This window comes from Emergencia timonensis (assembly GCF_900086585.1).
In the GTDB taxonomy this organism is placed as follows: Bacteria; Bacillota; Clostridia; order Peptostreptococcales; family Anaerovoracaceae; genus Senimuribacter; species Senimuribacter timonensis.
On sequence record NZ_FLKM01000009.1, the window covers coordinates 236,649 to 256,367 of the forward strand.

Here is a 19,719-nt window from a genome sequence, read left to right on the forward strand (position 1 = left end):
GACCTGTATTCACAAAAAGTATCCGAGGCTCTAGCAAAGCGTTTTGCTGCTAATGCTGCCGTGTTTCTTCACATCTTCGCTGTTACGGAGAACGGCCAATTTACCAGCAAGCTGCGTAACCGTTCAGGGATTAGGCCCAGATACTGCGTAACTGATGCGTCTGCCTGCCCCCGCTGTTACGGAGAACGGCCAATTTACCAGCAAGCTGCGTAACCGTTCAGGGATTTGGCCCGGATACTGCGTAACTGATGCGTCTGCCTGCCCCCGCTGTTACGGAGAACGGCCAATTTACCAGCAAGCTGCGTAACCGTTCAGGGATTAGGCCCAGATACTGCGTAACTGATGCGTCTGTCTGCCCCCGCCGTTACGGAGAACGGCCAATTTACCAGCAAGCTGCGTAACCGTTCAGGGATTAGGCCCTGATACTGCATAACTGATGCGTCTGCCTGCCCCCGCCGTTACGGAGAACAGCTATTTTATCAGCAAACAGCGTAACCGTTCAGGGATTAGGCCCTGATACTGCGTAACTGATGCGTCTGCCTGACCCCGCTGTTACGGAGAACGGCCAATTTACCAGCAAGCTGCCTAACCGTTCAAGGATTTGGCCCTGATACTGCGTAACTGATGCGTCTGTCTGACCCCGCCGTTACGGAGAACAGCTATTTTATCAGCAAAGAGCGTAACCGTTCAGGGATTTGGCCCTGATACTGCGTAACTGGCGTGCCTTATACACTGGAAAGGAACTTATTTCTTATTTATCATGATAGCGACTACGCCATAGCCAGCAACACACCATAAGCTTAATTTGATGTAATGAACGAAATCGACTGAGAACATGGTTCCAGCAAACGTAGACCTGATAATCTGCGCCATGGAGTCAATGGGCAGTATATTGTGGACAACCTGCATCCAGGCGGGCAGCCGATCCATTGGAAAGTTTATGGGAGAAAACATCAGAGCGCCAAACACACACAGCATGCAGACTACCAAGGTGGTCTCTGGTTTCAGCACATAGGAAAAGCCGTAGCCGATTGCAATACAAGTGAGGGCGGCTAATAGGCATGACGGAATGACTAGCCAGCTGAAAGAGTATCCTGGCCGGAAGATAAAGTGGGCTGAAAGGGTAGAAATAATGATTCCGGGCAATGAAACGGCTAACCAGATGACAGTATCCGCGATGACGATGGAAAGCCTGTTGACTGGCAGGGTTTTTAAAAAATTTAAATGCCCTTCCGTCTTTGCGGTGGAGTTCTGCATGGGCAGGCATGCCAACCCGCAGGTGACGAAAATCATGGTCGGGGCACCGGTTGCAAGATACAAAATGGTGGATTTGTCTATATCAGCATAGAGAAAAGTGAAGCCGATGGTGATTCCCAGAGATATGATGATCTGCTGCAGTGCATAGAAGATTAGGGTTCCGCCCAGTCTGTTGGCCTGCAGGCTGATAATGCTTGAAACTTGATTTGTAAATGTCATTTCTAGGCTCCTTTCTTGATTAAATCGATATAAACGTCTTCAAGGGTGGTATCTGATATAGAATAACTGACGATAGATTTTTCTGTGACGAGAGTTCGGCCCCATTCCAAGGCACTGTCTATTTTTTCGGGAGCAAGAGTTATTATCATCATGCCATCGCCGTGGCTTGACGATATGCCCCATTCTGGAATGCGGAGCTTTTCTGCTGTGCCCTCATCGTCGTAGTGTAAATTCAGTTTCAAGTGATTGGAGAGGCGGCTTTTGATATCGGTAATCGTACCTGTAGAGATCAGCTTGCCGTCGTCGATGATAGTAACGATATCAGCTACACTTTCTAATTCAAGAATATTATGGGTTACTACGATGACACCGCAGCCTTTGGCAGTCATCCGCTTGATCTCCTGCCAAAGGCGCTTTCTTCTGACAGGGTCTACGTCATTGGTCGGTTCGTCCAGGATAATAAAGTCTTTGGCACAGATAACAGCCATACAAAAGGCGGTCAGCCTCTTGATTCCGCCTGATAAAAGATTGCCTGGCGTGTTAACCCACTCCAAAATATCCAGGGCAGAGAACAAGTAATCAATTTGTTCGTCGATTTCTTCCGGCTTACCGCCCCGCAGTTCGCCCATAAGTCTGACTGCCTTTTTTGGAGTCAGCTCACCAAAAGCCAGCTGCCCTTGTGTCTGTACTGAGCAGAGAGTTCTGGCCGCTTTAGGATCTTCTTTGACAGAATTTCCAGAGATGAAGATTTCGCCGTCTTCAATCTTGTAAAGTCCGATAATCTGATTGATCAAAGTGGTTTTTCCAGAACCGTTCTGTCCTAGTATGCCATAGACTTTACCTTTTGGTATCGAAAGAGAGATGTTTTCGTTTGCAACTACTTCCCCCTTCTTATTACGGAATTTCTTTGTCAGATTTATGATTTCGATCATTGAGGCACCTCCTTATTGTTGTGCAGCGATTCTCTGAATTCCTCAAACCAGGAAATTTCAAATTTTATCTTTGCTAAACCCAGATGCAGGGTAGCAAGTTGGTATTGGGCAATCTGCTCGATCATCTCTAAAGGGGTCTTGCCGTTATCTGGATTCAATATTTCTGGCTCAGCCCCGCACTGCTGCAGCATAACCAGATATTCTTCGTCGAATTGGGTGCTGTCTCCGACGCTCTCTTGTATTTTCTGCAACATGGCAAGTTCCTGATATAGTTCTTTGATGTAAGAATCCAGTGATGTTATCTGAGCCTCTTTTTCTAAAAAACCCAAAAAGAAAAACTTGTTCAATTCCATATTCTTCTCTTTGTACTTCATCGGTGCAGAGATGTTAGAAAAGAATTTCCTTTTCCCTGCTGTTGTAATCGAATAGACCTTTTTGTTAACGCCGTTTTCTACGTGCTCGGAAAAGGTAATGCATTCCATCTCCAACAACTTCTTTATGGCAGTCTGCATGCTTCCCAAACTGCTGCTGCTGATTGAAGTGAAATTTGTTTCAATCATTTTACGCATTTCGTAGATTGTCCAGTTGCCGATCATTAACAAGCCTAGAATATTTGTGTCCATTTCTCATAACCTCCTCGTATTACTAATAGTAACATTGCTTATAGATGGTGTCAAGGGCAAGAGACTGAAACTTGCCCGGTAAAATCTGTTAATCCTTATTTTAAGATAGCACTGATGATTTTGCTCATTTCTTCTGGTCTTTTTCTCGGACTTTCGGAACACCAGAGAATTGTAACTTTCCAGAATCCCGCCAGCTTAAAGGCAAATTCATACTGATACTGTTCGTATTGTTTTTCCAGTATTTCTTTGCTGATCTCGGCAGAGACATGTCCTGACTTCAGAGCTGCTTCGTAGATGAGAGATAGCAGATGATCCTCTACGAAGTAGAGCAGGTGTGCCTTATTGAGCAGAAGAAGTATATCAATGTAACCTTCCCAAAATTCAAAATAAGATCTTGCGACGGTCTCCAAGGTGTCTGCGCTGTTGGCGATGATTTTAGCTGCAAAGTCATTCATCAGAAGTTTGGTCGTATACTCCATAACCTCATCCTTTGATTTGAAATAACGATAAAAGGTTCTTCTGCCAAGACCCGCCTGATTGACAATTTGATTGATTGTTATATCTCGATAATCTCGTCGTTTGAGTAAGGCAAAGAGCGCGTCTATGATCCACTTCCTCGTCTTGTTTTCTTCCTTGATTTCCATAATTTCCTCCCGCGGCACAAAATGAAATATTTGTATCACTTTTTCTTCACTTATTGCTCTCAGTAACTGATAGTATTATACTAGGTTTAAAATAAGTGCACAAGTGTGCCGCCACAGTTGATAAAAGGAGCAAAATATGTTATTAGCAATTGAATGCATAATCGCCTGTATCGCACTAACGCTGATTATCCTTCCTGCACTATATCAAAACCCTGTCAAACAGATCATGTCCTATCCGCCGTCCATCAGAGAGAGGGTGGAAAGTCTGCCTCAATATGCGGGTGTAATCCAAAAAATAGAGCGGCGACATATTGCCGTTAAAATTAGCGCTGTATTTCTATTTGCAATTGTTCTGGGTCTAACCGCCTATTTCTCAGGCGCAAAGACTTTCAATAGTGCCTATGTCCATGTGTTTATGCTGTTTTTAGCAGTCAATGTTTACGATGTCGTCGTATTGGATATTGGTTTGTTCTGCCACAGTAAGAAACTGAGAATTCCGGGAACAGAAGACATGGAGCAAGTCTACCGTGATCCTTGGTTTCATGTAATTGGAGGACTCAAGGGGATTTTGATTGGCGCTGTGACCGCCTTGCTGTCAGCCTGTATTGTTCAAATCCTTTCCATAGTGCAGTGAAAATAAAAATGACAGGATGCCGTAAGAATGATATAATGGCGTTGTGCTGCAGTTTCTATGAGAAATCCGTGACAGCAGAAACCGAAAGATAGCATATTACCTAAAAGAGACGCCACGATAGTTCTGGGCTTTTTGAACCTTTTTCAAATATCTGCAGAAAAAAAATGCTGGTCCACCTTGTAGAAATACCACTCAACTGTTACGGCTGATGGAGGGCGAGGTAAAGTGGAATATCGCCTTTCAGCAAGGAGAGGATATGGAATATCCTACAGCCAAGTGCTGGGGAAGATGGGGATACAAGCCGGTGAAATCGGCTTTATACTTTGGAATCGCTTAAGATAGAATTTTAATCAGGAGGAAAATCATATGTTTACAGATGCGAGGAGTAAGCGGGTCATATTTGTCGCACACTGCCTGCTCAATCAAAATTCAATTTCTGACGGTACAGCAGATTACCCGGGCGCCAATGAGGAAATTCTGCAAATCTTACTGAAGGCAAAAGTGGGTATCGTGCAGATGCCTTGTCCGGAGCTCTGCTGCCTTGGATTAGACAGAGGAAATGTTTTGGGCGCTGAAAGTCCAGTCGTAGTTGAGAATACACGTATTCGCAAAGCGATGCAAGAACCGTCTGTGTCCGCACAGCTTTCGGTGCTGACGGAGTTTGTCATGAGACAGATTTTTGAGTACCACAAGCACGGATTTGAGGTTATCGGCATTGTCGGCATCAATCGTTCTCCTTGCTGCGGCGTCAATACCACTTCCGACGATAATCGGGAGCTAGAAGGGCAGGGCGTCTTTATTACAAAGTTAAAGGCGGCGCTGACAGACATCAATTTAGAAATTCCCGTCATAGGTGTAAAAGCAGACGCGGATGCAGCAATGCGGGTAGAAGCGCTTCTGTGACCGATTAAAACATAGGAGGAATTGAAGATGAAGAATTTTAATATGCCGGACTTTGTCAGTCCCACTTTAGAACAAGAGGAGATGGAACGGCTGAAAAAAAGTCTGACAAAACATATATCAAAGAAGGATGCTGAGGAATTTCTTGCTTTAATTCCGCTAGATGTTAACGCAGGAGCGGATCAACGTGGATTGTGGGTTGAAAACATGTGCAGAGCTCTGGAAGATCACTTTGATAAAGAGGAAATTATCGAGATACGCAAAGACTGTTACTGCGATGAAAATGGCAGACTCCAGGAGGCAGCAAAATCTTTAAGAGAAGTTTACGAGTCTGTCGGCTGTGATTTGGCAAACATGGTAGCGGTCCTTAACGAGAGTGGCGCAGGCTGGTATATGGAAGGAAAAGTGCTGTATACCAAAATGTTCGTTTGTGAATGTCCCATGTTAGAACAAGGACGTATTCACCAGTCTCTGACCTGGTGTCACTGCACGGCAGGATACAGCAAAGCTTTGTTCGAACATATATTTGAACGTCCAGTGGAAGTGGAGGTTCTGCAGAGTATCAAGCAGGGTTTTGACTACTGTTTAATGCGGGTTGAGATCGTCTGATCGAAGAATCAGGCGGTCTTTTTTTTCACACTATGATGGGACCTTCATATGATATCAAGATAGCCTTTATATAAGCCTATACAGCATATGAAGGAGGATATGAATGATAACAATCAGCTTATGCATGATACTCAAAGATGAAGAGGACGTTTTGGATCGCTGTCTTTCCAGCGTCAAAGGATTGGTAGATGAAATAATCATCGTAGATACAGGCTCAACAGATGCGACAAAGCAGATTGCTTTACAATATACAGACCAGGTTTTTGATTTTGCCTGGATTGACGACTTTGCCGCTGCTAGAAATTATGCTTTTTCTAAAGCAAATAAGGAATATTGTATGTGGCTGGATGCGGACGATGTGATAGAAGAGAAGGATCGATTGGATTTCTTAACTCTCAAAAATACACTTACCTTGGACACAGATATTGTTATGATGCGTTATAATACTGCCTTTGATGACGACGGAAATCCATCGTTCTGGTACTATCGGGAGAGAATTATCCGCAATGATCAAAGCCATCCATGGCAGGGAGCTGTCCATGAAGTCATTACACCGAATGGCAATCTCCTATATTCTGATGTTGCGATTTGCCACAGGAAACTTGGTGCAGGTGATCCCGACCGCAATCTCAATATTTATAGAAAACTGCTGGCAGAAGGCAGAATTCTTTCTGCGCGCGAACAGTATTACTATTCTCGCGAGTTGTACTATCACCAGTTGTATGACGATGCGATTGAAGCCTTTGGCGTTTTTTTGTCACTGCCTGACGGATGGATGGAGGATAAAATCGAGGCCTGCATCATGTCGTCAAAGTGTTATATGCTGACTGGCAAAAGTGACGAAGCGCTGCTGATGCTTTTTCGAAGTTTGCTCTACGATATTCCCAGGGCGGAAGTCTGCTGTGAAATTGGAGACTGCTTTATGAAAACAGGGCGGTTTGAAACGGCAGCCTTTTGGTTTGAAACGGCGCTGGACTGCCAGATGGATTATCGCAAGGGCGGATTTATCCTGCCTGACTGTTACGACTACATTCCGGCGATTCAGCTCTGTGTCTGTTATGATAAACTGGGTGAAGTAGAAAAGGCAAAAGCGTATAATGACAAAGCTGGCGAGTACAAACCAAATGCATCGGCATTTTTGCACAACAAAAAATATTTTGATAAAAAATTAAAATCTCATTGATTTCATGGACCCCCTTTCGCGTAATGTCATATTATAAAAGTGCGGCATAGCCGCGAATTGAAAGGGATGTGAATATATGAATTATAATATAAATGGAAGATGTCGATATATGGATTATGGCATGTGCTATCCAGTATACCACTGTACAGGGACTCCAGGCCCAACCGGCCCAACCGGCCCAACCGGTCCAACCGGTCCGACGGGTCCAACTGGACCAACGGGTCCGACTGGTACTGCAGGCATAGCCGGCGCAACGGGAGCGACTGGCGCAGCAGGTCAAGATGGAACAACACCTATAATTAAGGTTGTCGGGACTATTACAGGCGACCCTGGAACAGATGCCAATGTAGATGAAACTCTTTCGCGTGATGGCGTAGATCTGATATTTACAATTCCAGCTGGCCCAACGGGAGCTAGTGGATCACCAGGAGTAACTGGTGCAGATGGAAGAGACGGAGTTGATGGTGTAACCGGAGCAACTGGCGCAGACGGAAGAGACGGAAGAGATGGCGCTACCGGAGCAACTGGCGCACCGGGAGAAGACGGCGTAGATGGAATAGATGGCCCAACTGGTCCGACGGGTCCAACAGGAGCCACTGGTCCGACTGGCCCAACAGGCCCGACAGGAAACACTGGTGTAGGTGTAACGGGTCCAACTGGGGCAACAGGCCCGACCGGCCCTGGATCTGGCGCTACAGGAGCAACAGGCCCGACGGGTCCGACAGGAGCAACGGGAAACACTGGAGCAGACGGAGCAACCGGTCCGACAGGAGCAACGGGAAATACTGGTCCAGATGGAGCAGATGGCCCGACCGGCCCGACAGGAGCAACAGGAAACACTGGAGCAGACGGTGTGGCGGGAGCCACGGGAGCAACAGGAAACACCGGAGCAGATGGAGCAACAGGCCCAACGGGAGCAACAGGAAATACCGGAGCAGACGGAGCAGATGGCCCGACCGGTCCGACAGGAGCAACCGGAAACACAGGAGCAGCCGGAGCCACTGGTCCAGCGGGAGCAACGGGCCCAACCGGAGCAGATGGAGCAACAGGCCCAACGGGAGCAACAGGAAATACCGGAGCAGACGGAGCAGATGGCCCGACGGGTCCGACAGGAGCAACGGGAAGCACTGGAGCAGACGGAGCAACAGGCCCAACGGGAGCAACAGGAAATACCGGAGCAGACGGAGCCATTGGTCCAGCGGGAACAACAGGCCCAACGGGTCCGACAGGAGCAGCCGGTACAGCAGGAGTGACTGGCCCAACGGGTCCAACAGGAGCAGCCGGTACAGCAGGCGCGACCGGTCCAACAGGAGCAGCAGGAGTAACAGGCCCAACGGGTCCGACAGGAGCAGCAGGTACAGCAGGAGTGACTGGTCCAACCGGTCCAACAGGAGCAGCGGGAGCAACAGGCCCAACGGGTCCGACAGGAGCAGCAGGTACAGCAGGCGCGACGGGTCCAACTGGAGCAGCAGGAGCAACGGGAGCGAATGGAGCAACCGGTCCAACCGGTCCAACAGGAGCGGCAGGTACAGCAGGAGCAACGGGAGCGACGGGTCCAACAGGCGCAGCAGGGGCAACTGGAGCAAATGGAGCGACTGGTCCAACGGGAGCAACAGGAGCAACAGGTCCAACGGGTGCAACGGGAGCAACAGGTCCAACGGGAGCAGCAGGTACAGCAGGAGCAACGGGAGCGACCGGTCCAACCGGAACTACTGCGACAGTCAATAGTATGAATGCACTCAATACCAATGGAGCTACCATTGCTGTTCTTTTAGGAGGAACGACTGTTCCTCTTCCAAATGATCAGGTTTTAGACGGCTTCACAGTAGATGCTGGGAATACCACCTTTACTGTACCAGCTACGGGAACCTATATGGTGACCTATCGTGTATCGACTACTGCAGGGCTATTAATGTCGTCTCGTGTTATGCGTAACGGTACTGCATTGGCCGGATCCACTTTCTCACCGGCCGTATCGGTCAGCTCGTATTCGGCAACAACCTTTGCAACCTTGACTGCAGGAGATACTCTTCAACTTCAGCTCTTTGGCCTGGCAGGAGCAGCAGTTCTTCAGGGCGGCAACGGCGCATCACTGACCGTGGTTAGACTTTCCTAATGAATTAAACATCGTTAGCTATAAAACGTGATAAAATGAGTATAAACAAATCCAAAAAGGCAGGGCATGATTTCACATGCCCTGCCTTTTCTATTGTCCAGAAATTATATAGAAGCAAATGGCTGTATGCATCAAAGCGCAGATGTTTTGCAAGGACTGATTAAGTGACGAGGCTTGGAATGTAATTAATAGGTTTTTGCTCTAGCCCATGGCAGTGTGAAAGACCTCTTTTTCTTATGCATGTAATCCGACCGAATTATACTTTTCAAGTTGGAAGGTCTTCAAGAGAATAAAGCCGCTTTTGAACTGTACAAATTAAAGGGACTTTCCATAACAAGGCATTATTCGTGTATTCCACATATTGCCGTTCACAAGGATTACAGGTGCAGAGTCATCGCCGCAGATATAATTACAGCACTATTTGAAAGTACAGAGGCTGACAGTCTTCAGATACTTCACGTTGATAGATCCAGGCAGCAATAGAACTAAGTACATTGAGATTGGTGAATGTTTATTTTGCCTGCATGTCAACAAAATGGCTATTGAAAAATACGATGGAATTTTCGTTATCCTGTTGTTCCGACTGCAAAATGGGGCAGGAAGACTGTGATGCGCTGTGTCAAATATTGCAAGATCCAAAATGATATACGCACGCTTATGAACACGTCTCATTTAGTGATTTGCGTAAAGCGGTCAATTAAGGTTTAATACAGAGGAATAATATCCTGACAACGTACCGTTATCCCTCTGCCTTGCATATATTAATCATGGAGAACTTTCTTCTAAATTCATATATAGGGAGGAATTACTGTGCTTGAAACAAAAGCTTCAAATATATCAAGGCCGTTTATCATCTATTCCGGCAATGATATCAGCGGAACCGTAGGTGGTAATCCCAGCGTAGAAAGTTACTGCGCCTTGGATTATACCGCAGCGTCAAGATATCGTTTAAAAAGAGATGACCACAATCAGATATTTCAATTCTTTGGAAACCTTTTAGGCAGTCAAAATAAATTAGTATACTGTCTGGACAAATTTGCCGATGGACCATACAATGATGTTCCATATGAAAGCAGACCATTTGAAACCCTCTTTCCTGGAGCCACTGAACGTCAGAAGGAAATGTTTGGCTGGATTATGGCTAACGCTTTCCCTTCTGTCAGTGCTAATGATACCTTTGCTCTGGCAGGAGTAGATCCGACGGCAAGTCCTGTACTGGATGACAATGATGCTTATGCAGCGGTACAAATCGCGCTTTGGGTATTGCTGGGACAGATTTCTTTAGATGAAGTATATTTCCTCGATTGTACGACGGGAGATCCTCATCCCAAATCTGATAGAATGAGAGCAACTGTACTTGCGCTTCTCGATCTTGCAGGTCAGTACGTAGACGCAGAATCGAATCCACCAGAAGGATTGACCGCTTCTATCGCAAGCTGCTGTGGCGGCAGTACTTTTTTAAACTGCTGTAATCAGAGTACTTTACCGACAGATGGAAGCGAGTCATATTTTGTCTTCCAGGGATGTCCCAACGAAGTCCGCACAATATGCGGAAGACTATTAATCGGCCCTTTCCGTATTCAATCTAGTTTTGCAGGCCAGCCGCAAATTACACTGACCCCGTTCTGTGATTGTGATGGAGCCTATTCTTGGTCTTACATGGACTTCTGTGGAAACCCAATAGGAGATCCTGCTATTGGGCAGGAATTCTATATCGCTCTGCGAATTCCAGGAAAGTTTGCATGTTTTACTCTTTCCGCATCGTTTTCAGGGACGATTACTCGGGTTATCGGGTTGGAGGCACAGAGTACGGCATTGAATTATCAGCCAATTGGTACGGCTTTTGATGATGAACCGATTACTCTGACTGCCAGTCTTTGCATCTGTGTCGAGTATCCTGCGTGCACGAATGTAGAAGTCGAAGGCGGACAGTTTGGCATCAGTATCAACAATAATAACAATAATAATAACGACAATAATAACAACAATAACAATAACAATAACAACGACTCGCCTGACTATATGGGTGGAGGTTTAGCTCCATGCCCGTGTATGGGACCTTGTTGTCCGCCATACCCGCCGGAACCACCATATCCACCGTATCCGCCATACCCGCCGGAACCACCATACCCGCCGGAACCACCATATCCGCCGGAACCACCATATCCGCCATATCCACCATGTCCGCCGGAACCACCGTATCCGCCATATCCACCGTATCCGCCATATCCACCATGTCCGCCGGAACCACCGTATCCGCCGGAGCCACCATGTCCGCCGGAACCACCATATCCGCCATATCCACCGTGTCCGCCGGAACCGCCATATCCACCGTGTCCGCCGGAACCGCCATATCCACCGTGTCCACCGGAACCGCCATGTAGACCAAAACCATGCGATGTTTGTTGCAAGCCGGAACCGCCATGTAGACCAAAACCATGTGATATTTGTTGCAAGCCGGAGCCGCCATGCAAGCCGGAGCCGCCATGCAAGCAGAAGCCGCTGCCATGCCGCTGTGCACCGGAACCGCCTAAAATAAGGCTGATATAAACGATAAGCTGTTCGAATAGAGTGATAACAAAGGGGCAGAACATGCCAAAGGTGTATTCTGCCCTTTCTATTATAACGCACGATAAAATTGCGGAACTATCTATGATTCAATAGTTTTAACAGAACGATTGAAAGGGTTGGTTATCTGACTATTTTACTTGTGGAAATATTATACATATGATAAAATAAAAGGTAGAATAAACGCAGCAGCTACCGTACCCTTTGCTGCGAGCGGATTGGCAGGTGTGTGAAGTTGGAATGGAATATTGCTGCGGAATCTATTTCTTTAGTAATGCTGGGGATTATCTGGGTCTATGCCCGCAAGGGCAGCCGTCTTCCATCTTTAAAGAATAGAATATTTCAATGGTGTGTAATGGTGACTTTTAGTGCAATTTTCACTAATATTTTGTCTACCATCATGATTTATAACTATGCTCAGATTCCCATGTGGATGACCTGGACTGTTACGATGGTCTACTTTGTATTAACGCCTCTTATGGGGCTGGCATATTTTCTCTATACGCTTTCTGTTATCTATGCGGACAGCGGCCAAATCAAGAAGCTTGCTGCTGTTGGAGTTATCCCTGGAGCGATTTATATTTTGATGATTTTGAGTAATCCCTTCAGCCAATGGATTTTTGGCCTCAACATGAGTGATGGTTACACCAGAGGTCCTTTCATATCTGTTACATATCTCATATTTTATGCTTACTGCCTCGCTAGTATTGTTGTTACACTGGTCAACCATAAACGGATCGACCGAGAGATTTATAGAATTTTGGCAGCGTTTCCAGTTCTCGCTGTAGCCGTTATTATCGTGCAGCAGGCTTATCCCAACGTGATTCTTTCTGGTTCAGCGGCAACCTGTGCGCTGTTGATTATCTATCTGCACTTGCAGAATAGACAAATTTCTATGGATTATTTGACTAATGTGCCCAATCGTCAGGAACTATTGGACATGTTGGGCTTGATGTTGAAAAAAGTGCCAAAAAAGAAGTTTGTTTTAGCAGTCGCATCGCTCCGTGACTTTAGACAGATCAATAATGCATGTGGGCAGCAAAAAGGAGACGAACTTTTAAAAATAATATGCCAGTTCCTAAAGAAAATCGGCCGCCGAGAAAATGTGTATCGCTTTAGCGGCGATGAATTTGCACTGCTCTTTACCCATGAGGACGAGGCCCAGATCAGGCAATGCATGAATGATATACAAGCACGCATGGAACAACCGTGGCAAGTTGATGAATATCACTTCATGTTGAACATGGTCATAGGCGTTGTTCAGTATTCTGGTGAAGGGGAGTCACTTGAGCGCTTGGTTAACTCCATCGAATATGCCGTCTCACAGGCGAAATCAGGGAAATATGGCCAGATCTGTTACTGTGACAAAGAGATGCTGGAGAAGCTGGAGCGCAGACGCAAGGTCATTCAAGTTTTAAAAGAAAAGTTGGACGATGAGAGTTTTCAAATGTATTACCAGCCGATTTATTCAGTTAAAAGTGGACGCTTTTTTTATGCGGAGTCTTTGATGAGAATTCCAGATTCGCCGATCGGCCCGATTTACCCATCTGAGTTTATCCCTGTTGCCGAGGAGACCGGGCTGATTGTAAATATAACCTATATCATTTTAGATAAAGTCTGCAAGTTTATCAATCATTTGATGAGCAAAGGCATCTATGTAGGGTCTATCCATGTGAATTTTTCCGCTTTACAGTTTTCCCAGCCCAATCTGTCAGAGCGTGTTTTGGAAATCATTCGCTCCAACGGTACGCCTATGTCGGCGATTAAAATAGAATTTACAGAAAGCACTTTAGCCGAGAGTCCGCAGGTAGTTACTGATTTTACGATGAAAATGAAAGAACATGGCATTAAAATGGGACTGGATGACTTCGGGACAGGCTATTCCAACATTGCTACGGTAATTAACATTCCATTCGGCACAGTAAAGCTGGACAAGAGTTTAGTATGGGTGTCCATGAAAAATGAGAATTCTGCACTGGCTGTAAAAAATTTGACACGTACGTTCAAGGAATTAGGCATGAAAGTGATAGCGGAAGGGGTAGAAACTGAAGCGCAGAGAAAGCTGGTAGTAGACTTCGGCGTGGATCAGATTCAAGGTTTTTATTATGCGAAACCGATGCCGGAAGCAGAGATGGAAGAATTCATGCTGGCGCAAAGCTAGTCGGAACGGCTATATTAGCTGTTCCAACTGTCAAAGGTAATCGGCCTTACCAATTTGCCAAAAGTGAGGATTTCCTTTGTGGAGTCAAGGGTTTCTGGCAGCTTTGCCGATACGATTTGATTATTGTAATAGGTCTTGAAAAAGTACTCCTGCGCGTTTAGATCGATAAATGCTGTGTATTGTGTGTAATCGGCAGTATCGCGATTGGTAATGACAGTACCCTTTGGAATGCTCACATTTTCCATAATATGAAAGCAAGTGACAATCGCCTCTTCTCGGTTTGACGGAAGGGGCGTATGACTTTTTTGAAAGGCCGTTCTGACAAATCTGGCTGGAGGTGCAAAATCACCAGGCAGGCCTGCCGTCCCGGCGCCCTGTCCAAAGGGGGTGAGCTTAACAGAATCCCATTCCGCCTCTTGCTGCTGGGTGACTGCGGTACCGATGTAATTACGCAGATTTGTCATCTGCCACTTGAAGTCGGGACTATTGGCTAGAACGCCGATTGGATTATCCATGATATGTAAGCCGTCTGCCATCTTTTCCACCACCATGCACTTTCCGCTCCTATCTGCCATGATCCAGTGCAGAGGCGCTATAGAACTAGTCACGGCGTCTTTTACTCCAACAATCTGAATTGACGGCAGCATGGCGGCAGCCTCCTCAACGGAAGCACACTCGCTCAATAAGAAGTTGACTAACTCCAAAGCCGCCATTGTCACCTTTGACGGATCTCGTGAGTCAGCATCATCGTAATGGGCGTAGCCGGGGAAATAAAGCGTAGCGGCAGCAAAGCCCATTTCATTGACGCCGTCGGCAAAGATAATAGGGGAAATATCCTGGCCGATGCCCATAAAGCTGTACTGGGTGCGAATTGTATGGGTTTCTAGGAGATTATTCCATTCAAATCCCTTTGGCACGACGAACAGCTCCGGATCAAGCGGGTAGGAAAAATCCATTGTCCGTCCAAAATAAATATCTCCGTGCAGTGACTGCATGTTGATTGCGGTGCACATATTAGAATCCTCCTTTTTAATAGGTAATATTATCGTATGATATCTAAGTATATTCCGACATTTAGCAGAATATTTTATAACTTTGTCTTATTCATCTAAAAACAAAGAAAGTTCTTTTTATCTGGAGATGCCGCCCAGTTTGCAGAAACAAAAAGAAGAACTGCAGATGATATTGGAGAGGATCGTATAATTTACGTTTCAGACTCTGCTGAGTATTGGGCAATAAAGTGCTCCGGGATTAGACATCTGGTGGCTGAAATAAGGATTTTGTGGTACAATTTAAAAAATGTATGATTTGAGAAGGAGTGGAACGGATGAAATACGATTTTGAAACGTTGATCGATAGAAGAGGAACCAACTCGCTGAAATGGGATGTAAAAGAAAATGAATTGCCGATGTGGGTTGCTGACATGGACTTTCAGACTGCGCCAGAGATTATAGACGCGCTGAAAGAAAGGGTTTGCCACGGAATTTTTGGATATACTATCATACCGAACCCATGGCACGAAGCGATAATTGGCTGGTGGAAAACTCGCCATGGATTCAAGATAAAAAAGGAGTGGCTGCGCTTCTGTACAGGCGTCATTCCTGCCATCGACTGCGCCATCAGAGCGCTGACCAACCCTGAAGACAAGATTTTGATGCTGACGCCAATTTATAATCACTTCTTTATTTCCATTGAAGAAAATAAGCGAATTCCTGTTGAAAGCAGGTTGGAGTACGACGGCAGCAAATATTGGATTAATTACGAGGATTTAGAAGAAAAGTTGGCAGATCAGAGGACACCGCTGATGATTCTCAGCAATCCCCATAATCCGACAGGGAATATCTGGGACAAAGAGACGCTGGAGAAAATCGGAGAACTTTGCCGTAAGCATCAGGTGACGGTCATCTCTGATGAGATTCACTGTGATCTCACTGATCCGGGATACGACTATACGCCCTTTGCTTCTGTATCTGAGGTCTGTGCCAAGAACAGCATCACCTGCATTGCACCGACGAAAGCCTTTAATATCGCTGGTCTGCAAACGGCGGCTGTAGTTATTCCAAACGAAGGATTGAGAGAAAAGGTCAAAGCGGCACTGGAAGTCGGCAACTCTGCAGAACCGGGGGCTTTTGCCATTGACGCCGCGGTGGCGGCCTTTACCAAAGGTGGCCCTTGGCTAGAAGAACTTCGCGGACATATTTTGCAGAACAAACAGTTGGTCAGCCAATTTATTGCCGACCACATACCAGAAGTCGGTGTAATCTCATCTCATGCGACTTATTTGATGTGGCTGGACTTCAGCAGAATTACAAAAAATTCTACCGAACTTTGTGCATGGATTCGCAGAGAGACGGGATTATATATGAACGTAGGCGAGATTTACGGCGGCAACGGAAAGAAGTTTGCGCGACTCAACGTAGCTTGCCAGAAAGAGCGCCTGGAAGACGGTCTTGAAAGACTGGCAAAGGGCATCGCTTCTTATACCAAAGGAGCAGAAAGGATATAATGTATGATAAAAGGTATTATCTTTGATATGGACGGGCTGATCTTCGATTCTGAGAGAGTGGTGCAAAGAGCCTGGAGCGAAATAGGTGAACAGGCCGGTTATCCTGACATGGGAGACCAGATTTACCACACCGTAGGATTTAATCGCCGCCGCAGAGAAGAATATTTTAAAAGCGTCTATGGACAGGATTTCCCCCACGACCTTTTTGTAGATAAAACGAGAGAAATTTTTACGAGAATTGTAGATTCTGAGGGACTTCCTATGAAAGCCGGCGCGAAAGAAGTACTGTCCTTAGCCAGGGAAAAAAGACTCCGCATCGGACTTGCCACTTCCTCTTCCAGTGATTACGCGAAGGAAGAACTGACTAGGGCGGGCATCTACGAGTATTTTGACGGTTTTGTCTTTGGCAATATGGTGACAAAGAGTAAGCCTGACCCGGAAATTTATTTAAAAGCCTGCCAAGTAGTGGGAATCAAGACGGAAGAGGCTCTGGCCCTTGAAGATGCCCCTTCAGGGGTGGAATCGGCATCACGTGCCGGACTTCGTGTGATCATGGTACCAGATCTCGTTCAGCCTGACGAGGAAACCAGAGCGAAGGCCTGGAAAGTGACAGACAGTTTGGAGAACGTCATTCCTCTGCTGAAGGAACAATAAGGAGAAGCAAGATGCACAAAGTGAAGGCGAAAGGGATTCTGTCCGCCAACAACGGAATGAACATCTATCGAGGCTGTACGCACGGCTGTATTTACTGCGACTCCAGAAGCAAGTGCTATCAGATGGACCACGATTTTACGGACATTGAAGTGAAGGAAAACGCACCGGAACTGCTTGCAGATGCACTGAGCCGTAAACGGAAGAAGTGTATGATTGGCACTGGGTCCATGACCGACCCCTATCTTCACCTGGAACAGGAACTGAAGCTGACTCGCAGATGCATTGAAATCATCGCACAGATGGGCTTTGGCCTCAGTATTCTGACGAAATCCGCCCATATTCTGCGAGATTTGGATCTGTTGAAGCAGATCAATGGACGATCAAAGTGTGTGGTCCAGATGACGTTGACCACTTACGATGAAGATTTGTGCAGGATTTTAGAGCCTGGCGTATCGACGACGCGGCAGCGGTTTGAGGCATTGAAAGTTTTTCGCGACAATGGAATTCCCACTGTTGTCTGGATCAGCCCGCTGCTTCCTTACATTAACGATACGGAAGAAAACATCCGCGGCCTGCTGGACTATTGCCTTGAAGCAAAAGTAAAAGGCATCATCTGCTATGGTATTGGCCTGACGCTGCGTGACGGCAGTCGAGAATTTTTTTATGAAAAGTTGGATCGTCATTTTCCTGGTCTGAAGGAAAAGTATATGGCGACCTATAAAAACGCCTATGAAATTACAAGTCCTCATCACAGACCATTGATGAAGGTAATCAGAGATGCCTGCAGAAAGAACGATATCATCTTCGGCATGGAAGAAGTATTTGCATATTTGCGCGAATTTGATCAGACTTCGGAACAAATTTCTTTTTTCTGATACTTTGAAAGAATAAATCGCTTTACATACAGCAAAATTTGTGATAGAATAATAGCGTAATCAATAGAGAATCTGAACCTGACCTAACATGTAAGTCGTTTTTCTGGATTTACGTTGAGGTCAGTTTTTTATTTCTGAAGCATTGATACGAATATTAAAATGGAGGTACTGGATATGAACACAGGTACAGTAAAATGGTTTAACGCAGAGAAGGGCTTCGGCTTTATCAAGAACGACAATGGCGGAGACGATGTATTCGTGCATTTTTCTGCAATTCAGACAGAAGGCTTTAAGAGCTTAGAAGAAGGCCAGAAGGTAACTTTCGATATCGAAAGCGATCCAAGAAACAGCAGCAAATTAAGAGCAGCAAACGTGCAGGCTTGCTAATTTCTGCAAAATAGGTAGTTTGTTATTAAAAATATAGTTTTCAGTACGAGGTTCTAAACATCCATTTGAATAATTTGTATTTGTAATAAGCACCATCTATGCGGCATCTGTGATAACGGATGCCGCATTTTTTTGTATAAGGGCAGGCTATCTCATCTGCGATTTGGTACAATAATTAAGAAAGCAGTACAGCCATGGTGAAAGGAGTGGTCTGTGTGCAATCCAAATGAAAAAAATGGTTGGATACATGAATATATATTGGACTGTTCTGATCTCAAAATTTTGGATTTGCAGGAGGTTTCCTATCAAAGGATTAATCCTGAGTATTCGAGGCGTGACAGTAGGGCAAGAGAAGCCATGTACCAGCTTATTAATTCTGAAAGAAATAAAGTGGAGAAGGTATTTAGTACATTATTATAGAGAAGGTGTAAAAGTGGAAACATATAGTAGAAGTTACCTGATGGAAGTTGTGGAAACGCAAGGAATACTTTTCGAGAAAGTAAAAGACTATATTCCGGGAATCGATGTACGACATTTTATTACACATTATATGAATAGCAAAGTGAGGAAGCTTATTGACGAAGGACAGGCATATTTGTGCACGATGGATTCTGAAGAACTCTTTCATTATTTTCTGGAGTTCGACAAATACCAGATCAAACAAGGGGAAGAGATAGGCGGATTTCTGCCAAACTGGATTGGGCAGTTCTACGCATACTTCCAATGGTTTTATAAAATACCAAGTAGAGAAGTGGCACGCCAGATTCCGCTAGACTTTTTAATTGCCGGTTTTGCCGGTCTTCATGATTTAGATTTAGAGGTAGCAGTAAAAAAAAAATAGGAGCACAATTAGATGAGTTGTACAGAAAAACCGAATGAAAAAAGAAGAATTATCTGCTTCCATAATCCAGATGAACCAAACGGCTATCTCAGCAATTGGTATCCGGCATACTTTCATGCTGATGGGATAAATTACTCGTCGGTAGAGCAGTACATGATGTATCAGAAGGCAATCCTGTTTGATGACTTGGCAACTGCCGAAAAAATTGTGAAGACGAATAGCGCCGCAGCAATGAAAGCCTATGGGCGCGTCGTCACTCCTTTTGATGACGAAAAATGGGGAGAGCATAGGTATCGGGTAGTATACAGGGGTGTCTTTGAAAAGTTCAGACAGAACGAGGGGTTAGCATGTCAGCTTGTGAATACGGGCGATGCGATACTGGCTGAGTGCGCCGTGAAAGATATTATCTGGGGAATCGGACTTTCGATGAAAGACCAGAGACGCTTTTCTGTTACAGAGTGGAGCGGACAAAATCTACTAGGAAGAATCCTTATGGAAATACGAGGCGAGCTCACCGCTCTGCAGTATTGATTTAGAAAAACTAATTATTATTTATAAATATTTTTAAAATTATGCTTTACATTTGCTTAGAGATGTGCTATTATAAGAA

General features: G+C 45.5%; 19 protein-coding genes and 1 pseudogene. 14 read left to right on the forward strand and 6 right to left on the reverse strand.

Annotated features, from left to right (window positions below; genetic code table 11):
- Nucleotides 1–744 precede the first annotated feature (744 nt).
- From BN6539_RS12015 to BN6539_RS12030, 4 genes are all read right to left on the reverse strand, one after another.
- Nucleotides 745–1,476: an ABC transporter permease gene (locus tag BN6539_RS12015; RefSeq protein WP_067538681.1), complete on the reverse strand. Its 732-nt coding sequence runs from the start codon at nt 1,474–1,476 to the stop codon at nt 745–747.
- Nucleotides 1,477–1,478: 2 nt separating this feature from the next.
- Nucleotides 1,479–2,408: an ABC transporter ATP-binding protein gene (locus BN6539_RS12020; RefSeq protein WP_067538683.1), complete on the reverse strand. Its 930-nt coding sequence runs from the start codon at nt 2,406–2,408 to the stop codon at nt 1,479–1,481.
- Nucleotides 2,405–3,031 carry a helix-turn-helix transcriptional regulator gene (locus BN6539_RS12025; protein WP_067538686.1) on the reverse strand — a complete coding sequence of 209 codons (627 nt, stop codon included), beginning with the start codon at nt 3,029–3,031 and terminating at the stop codon, nt 2,405–2,407. The genes BN6539_RS12020 and BN6539_RS12025 overlap by 4 nt, the downstream gene beginning before the upstream one ends.
- Nucleotides 3,032–3,126: 95 nt before the next feature.
- Nucleotides 3,127–3,675, reverse strand: a complete 549-nt coding sequence (locus BN6539_RS12030; RefSeq protein ID WP_067538689.1) for a TetR/AcrR family transcriptional regulator — start codon at nt 3,673–3,675, stop codon at nt 3,127–3,129.
- A gap of 136 nt (nt 3,676–3,811) precedes the next feature.
- Between BN6539_RS12030 and BN6539_RS22620 the strand changes: the two genes are divergently transcribed.
- The 7 genes and pseudogenes from BN6539_RS22620 to BN6539_RS23455 form a co-directional block, all read left to right on the forward strand.
- Complete coding sequence (locus tag BN6539_RS22620) at nt 3,812–4,309, forward strand: hypothetical protein (RefSeq protein ID WP_082907498.1); 498 nt, start codon at nt 3,812–3,814, stop codon at nt 4,307–4,309.
- A 208-nt stretch (nt 4,310–4,517) separates the two neighbouring features.
- Nucleotides 4,518–4,646, forward strand: coding sequence for a hypothetical protein (locus tag BN6539_RS23105; protein ID WP_276326624.1), 129 nt, complete (start codon nt 4,518–4,520; stop codon nt 4,644–4,646).
- A 29-nt stretch (nt 4,647–4,675) separates the two neighbouring features.
- The gene (locus BN6539_RS12040) at nt 4,676–5,212 is read left to right on the forward strand and encodes a CD3072 family TudS-related putative desulfidase (protein WP_067538692.1); all 537 of its coding nucleotides are present in this window, start codon (nt 4,676–4,678) and stop codon (nt 5,210–5,212) included.
- 27 nt (nt 5,213–5,239) lie between these two features.
- Nucleotides 5,240–5,818, forward strand: a complete 579-nt coding sequence (locus BN6539_RS12045) for a DUF6144 family protein (protein ID WP_067538694.1) — start codon at nt 5,240–5,242, stop codon at nt 5,816–5,818.
- Nucleotides 5,819–5,921: 103 nt separating this feature from the next.
- Nucleotides 5,922–7,001 carry a tetratricopeptide repeat-containing glycosyltransferase family 2 protein gene (locus BN6539_RS12050; RefSeq protein ID WP_067538698.1) on the forward strand — a complete coding sequence of 360 codons (1,080 nt, stop codon included), beginning with the start codon at nt 5,922–5,924 and terminating at the stop codon, nt 6,999–7,001.
- A 76-nt stretch (nt 7,002–7,077) separates the two neighbouring features.
- The gene (locus tag BN6539_RS12055; protein WP_082907499.1) at nt 7,078–9,117 is read left to right on the forward strand and encodes a BclA C-terminal domain-containing protein; all 2,040 of its coding nucleotides are present in this window, start codon (nt 7,078–7,080) and stop codon (nt 9,115–9,117) included.
- Nucleotides 9,118–9,927: 810 nt separating this feature from the next.
- Nucleotides 9,928–10,449 (forward strand): annotated as a pseudogene (locus BN6539_RS23455) (thioester domain-containing protein); the annotation flags it as partial.
- A gap of 613 nt (nt 10,450–11,062) precedes the next feature.
- Here BN6539_RS23455 and BN6539_RS22950 read toward each other — a convergent pair.
- Nucleotides 11,063–11,626: a hypothetical protein gene (locus tag BN6539_RS22950; protein WP_242869459.1), complete on the reverse strand. Its 564-nt coding sequence runs from the start codon at nt 11,624–11,626 to the stop codon at nt 11,063–11,065.
- A gap of 294 nt (nt 11,627–11,920) precedes the next feature.
- On the opposite strand from BN6539_RS22950, the gene BN6539_RS12065 reads away from it, so the two are divergent.
- Nucleotides 11,921–13,846 carry an EAL domain-containing protein gene (locus tag BN6539_RS12065; protein ID WP_067538707.1) on the forward strand — a complete coding sequence of 642 codons (1,926 nt, stop codon included), beginning with the start codon at nt 11,921–11,923 and terminating at the stop codon, nt 13,844–13,846.
- A 14-nt stretch (nt 13,847–13,860) separates the two neighbouring features.
- Here BN6539_RS12065 and BN6539_RS12070 read toward each other — a convergent pair whose 3' ends face one another.
- Nucleotides 13,861–14,859: a linear amide C-N hydrolase gene (locus tag BN6539_RS12070; protein WP_067538708.1), complete on the reverse strand. Its 999-nt coding sequence runs from the start codon at nt 14,857–14,859 to the stop codon at nt 13,861–13,863.
- Nucleotides 14,860–15,173: 314 nt separating this feature from the next.
- Here BN6539_RS12070 and BN6539_RS12075 point away from each other — a divergent pair, with 314 nt between their 5' ends.
- From BN6539_RS12075 to BN6539_RS12100, 6 genes are all read left to right on the forward strand, one after another.
- Nucleotides 15,174–16,352 (forward strand): MalY/PatB family protein, encoded by a 1,179-nt coding sequence (locus BN6539_RS12075; protein ID WP_067538709.1) that lies wholly within the window; start codon nt 15,174–15,176, stop codon nt 16,350–16,352.
- A 3-nt stretch (nt 16,353–16,355) separates the two neighbouring features.
- Complete coding sequence (locus BN6539_RS12080) at nt 16,356–17,006, forward strand: HAD family hydrolase (protein ID WP_067538712.1); 651 nt, start codon at nt 16,356–16,358, stop codon at nt 17,004–17,006.
- Between the two features lie 11 nt (nt 17,007–17,017).
- Complete coding sequence (locus tag BN6539_RS12085; RefSeq protein ID WP_067538714.1) at nt 17,018–17,881, forward strand: SPL family radical SAM protein; 864 nt, start codon at nt 17,018–17,020, stop codon at nt 17,879–17,881.
- A 174-nt stretch (nt 17,882–18,055) separates the two neighbouring features.
- Nucleotides 18,056–18,268, forward strand: coding sequence for a cold-shock protein (locus BN6539_RS12090; protein ID WP_067538716.1), 213 nt, complete (start codon nt 18,056–18,058; stop codon nt 18,266–18,268).
- A gap of 460 nt (nt 18,269–18,728) precedes the next feature.
- A complete protein-coding gene (locus BN6539_RS12095) occupies nt 18,729–19,109 on the forward strand; it encodes a hypothetical protein (protein ID WP_242869407.1) in 381 nt (126 codons plus the stop codon).
- 12 nt (nt 19,110–19,121) lie between these two features.
- Entirely contained in the window at nt 19,122–19,640 is a 519-nt protein-coding gene (locus BN6539_RS12100; RefSeq protein WP_067538719.1) for an NADAR family protein, read from the forward strand.
- Nucleotides 19,641–19,719 lie beyond the last annotated feature (79 nt).

Excerpts from the sequence above, each read along its gene's own strand:
- BN6539_RS22950 (WP_242869459.1), bottom strand. The coding sequence starts at position 11,626 with ATGGCAGCGGCTTCTGCTTGCATGGCGGCTCCGGCTTGCATGGCGGCT.
- BN6539_RS12080 (WP_067538712.1), top strand. The coding sequence starts at position 16,356 with ATGATAAAAGGTATTATCTTTGATATGGACGGGCTGATCTTCGATTCT.
- BN6539_RS12085 (WP_067538714.1), top strand. The coding sequence starts at position 17,018 with ATGCACAAAGTGAAGGCGAAAGGGATTCTGTCCGCCAACAACGGAATG.
- BN6539_RS12025 (WP_067538686.1), bottom strand. The coding sequence starts at position 3,031 with ATGGACACAAATATTCTAGGCTTGTTAATGATCGGCAACTGGACAATC.
- BN6539_RS12050 (WP_067538698.1), top strand. The coding sequence starts at position 5,922 with ATGATAACAATCAGCTTATGCATGATACTCAAAGATGAAGAGGACGTT.
- BN6539_RS12030 (WP_067538689.1), bottom strand. The coding sequence starts at position 3,675 with ATGGAAATCAAGGAAGAAAACAAGACGAGGAAGTGGATCATAGACGCG.
- BN6539_RS12040 (WP_067538692.1), top strand. The coding sequence starts at position 4,676 with ATGTTTACAGATGCGAGGAGTAAGCGGGTCATATTTGTCGCACACTGC.
- BN6539_RS12055 (WP_082907499.1), top strand. The coding sequence starts at position 7,078 with ATGAATTATAATATAAATGGAAGATGTCGATATATGGATTATGGCATG.
- BN6539_RS12045 (WP_067538694.1), top strand. The coding sequence starts at position 5,240 with ATGAAGAATTTTAATATGCCGGACTTTGTCAGTCCCACTTTAGAACAA.
- BN6539_RS22620 (WP_082907498.1), top strand. The coding sequence starts at position 3,812 with ATGTTATTAGCAATTGAATGCATAATCGCCTGTATCGCACTAACGCTG.
- BN6539_RS23105 (WP_276326624.1), top strand. The coding sequence starts at position 4,518 with ATGGAGGGCGAGGTAAAGTGGAATATCGCCTTTCAGCAAGGAGAGGAT.
- BN6539_RS12100 (WP_067538719.1), top strand. The coding sequence starts at position 19,122 with ATGAGTTGTACAGAAAAACCGAATGAAAAAAGAAGAATTATCTGCTTC.
- BN6539_RS12095 (WP_242869407.1), top strand. The coding sequence starts at position 18,729 with ATGGAAGTTGTGGAAACGCAAGGAATACTTTTCGAGAAAGTAAAAGAC.
- BN6539_RS12020 (WP_067538683.1), bottom strand. The coding sequence starts at position 2,408 with ATGATCGAAATCATAAATCTGACAAAGAAATTCCGTAATAAGAAGGGG.
- BN6539_RS12090 (WP_067538716.1), top strand. The coding sequence starts at position 18,056 with ATGAACACAGGTACAGTAAAATGGTTTAACGCAGAGAAGGGCTTCGGC.
- BN6539_RS12015 (WP_067538681.1), bottom strand. The coding sequence starts at position 1,476 with ATGACATTTACAAATCAAGTTTCAAGCATTATCAGCCTGCAGGCCAAC.
- BN6539_RS12075 (WP_067538709.1), top strand. The coding sequence starts at position 15,174 with ATGAAATACGATTTTGAAACGTTGATCGATAGAAGAGGAACCAACTCG.
- BN6539_RS12070 (WP_067538708.1), bottom strand. The coding sequence starts at position 14,859 with ATGTGCACCGCAATCAACATGCAGTCACTGCACGGAGATATTTATTTT.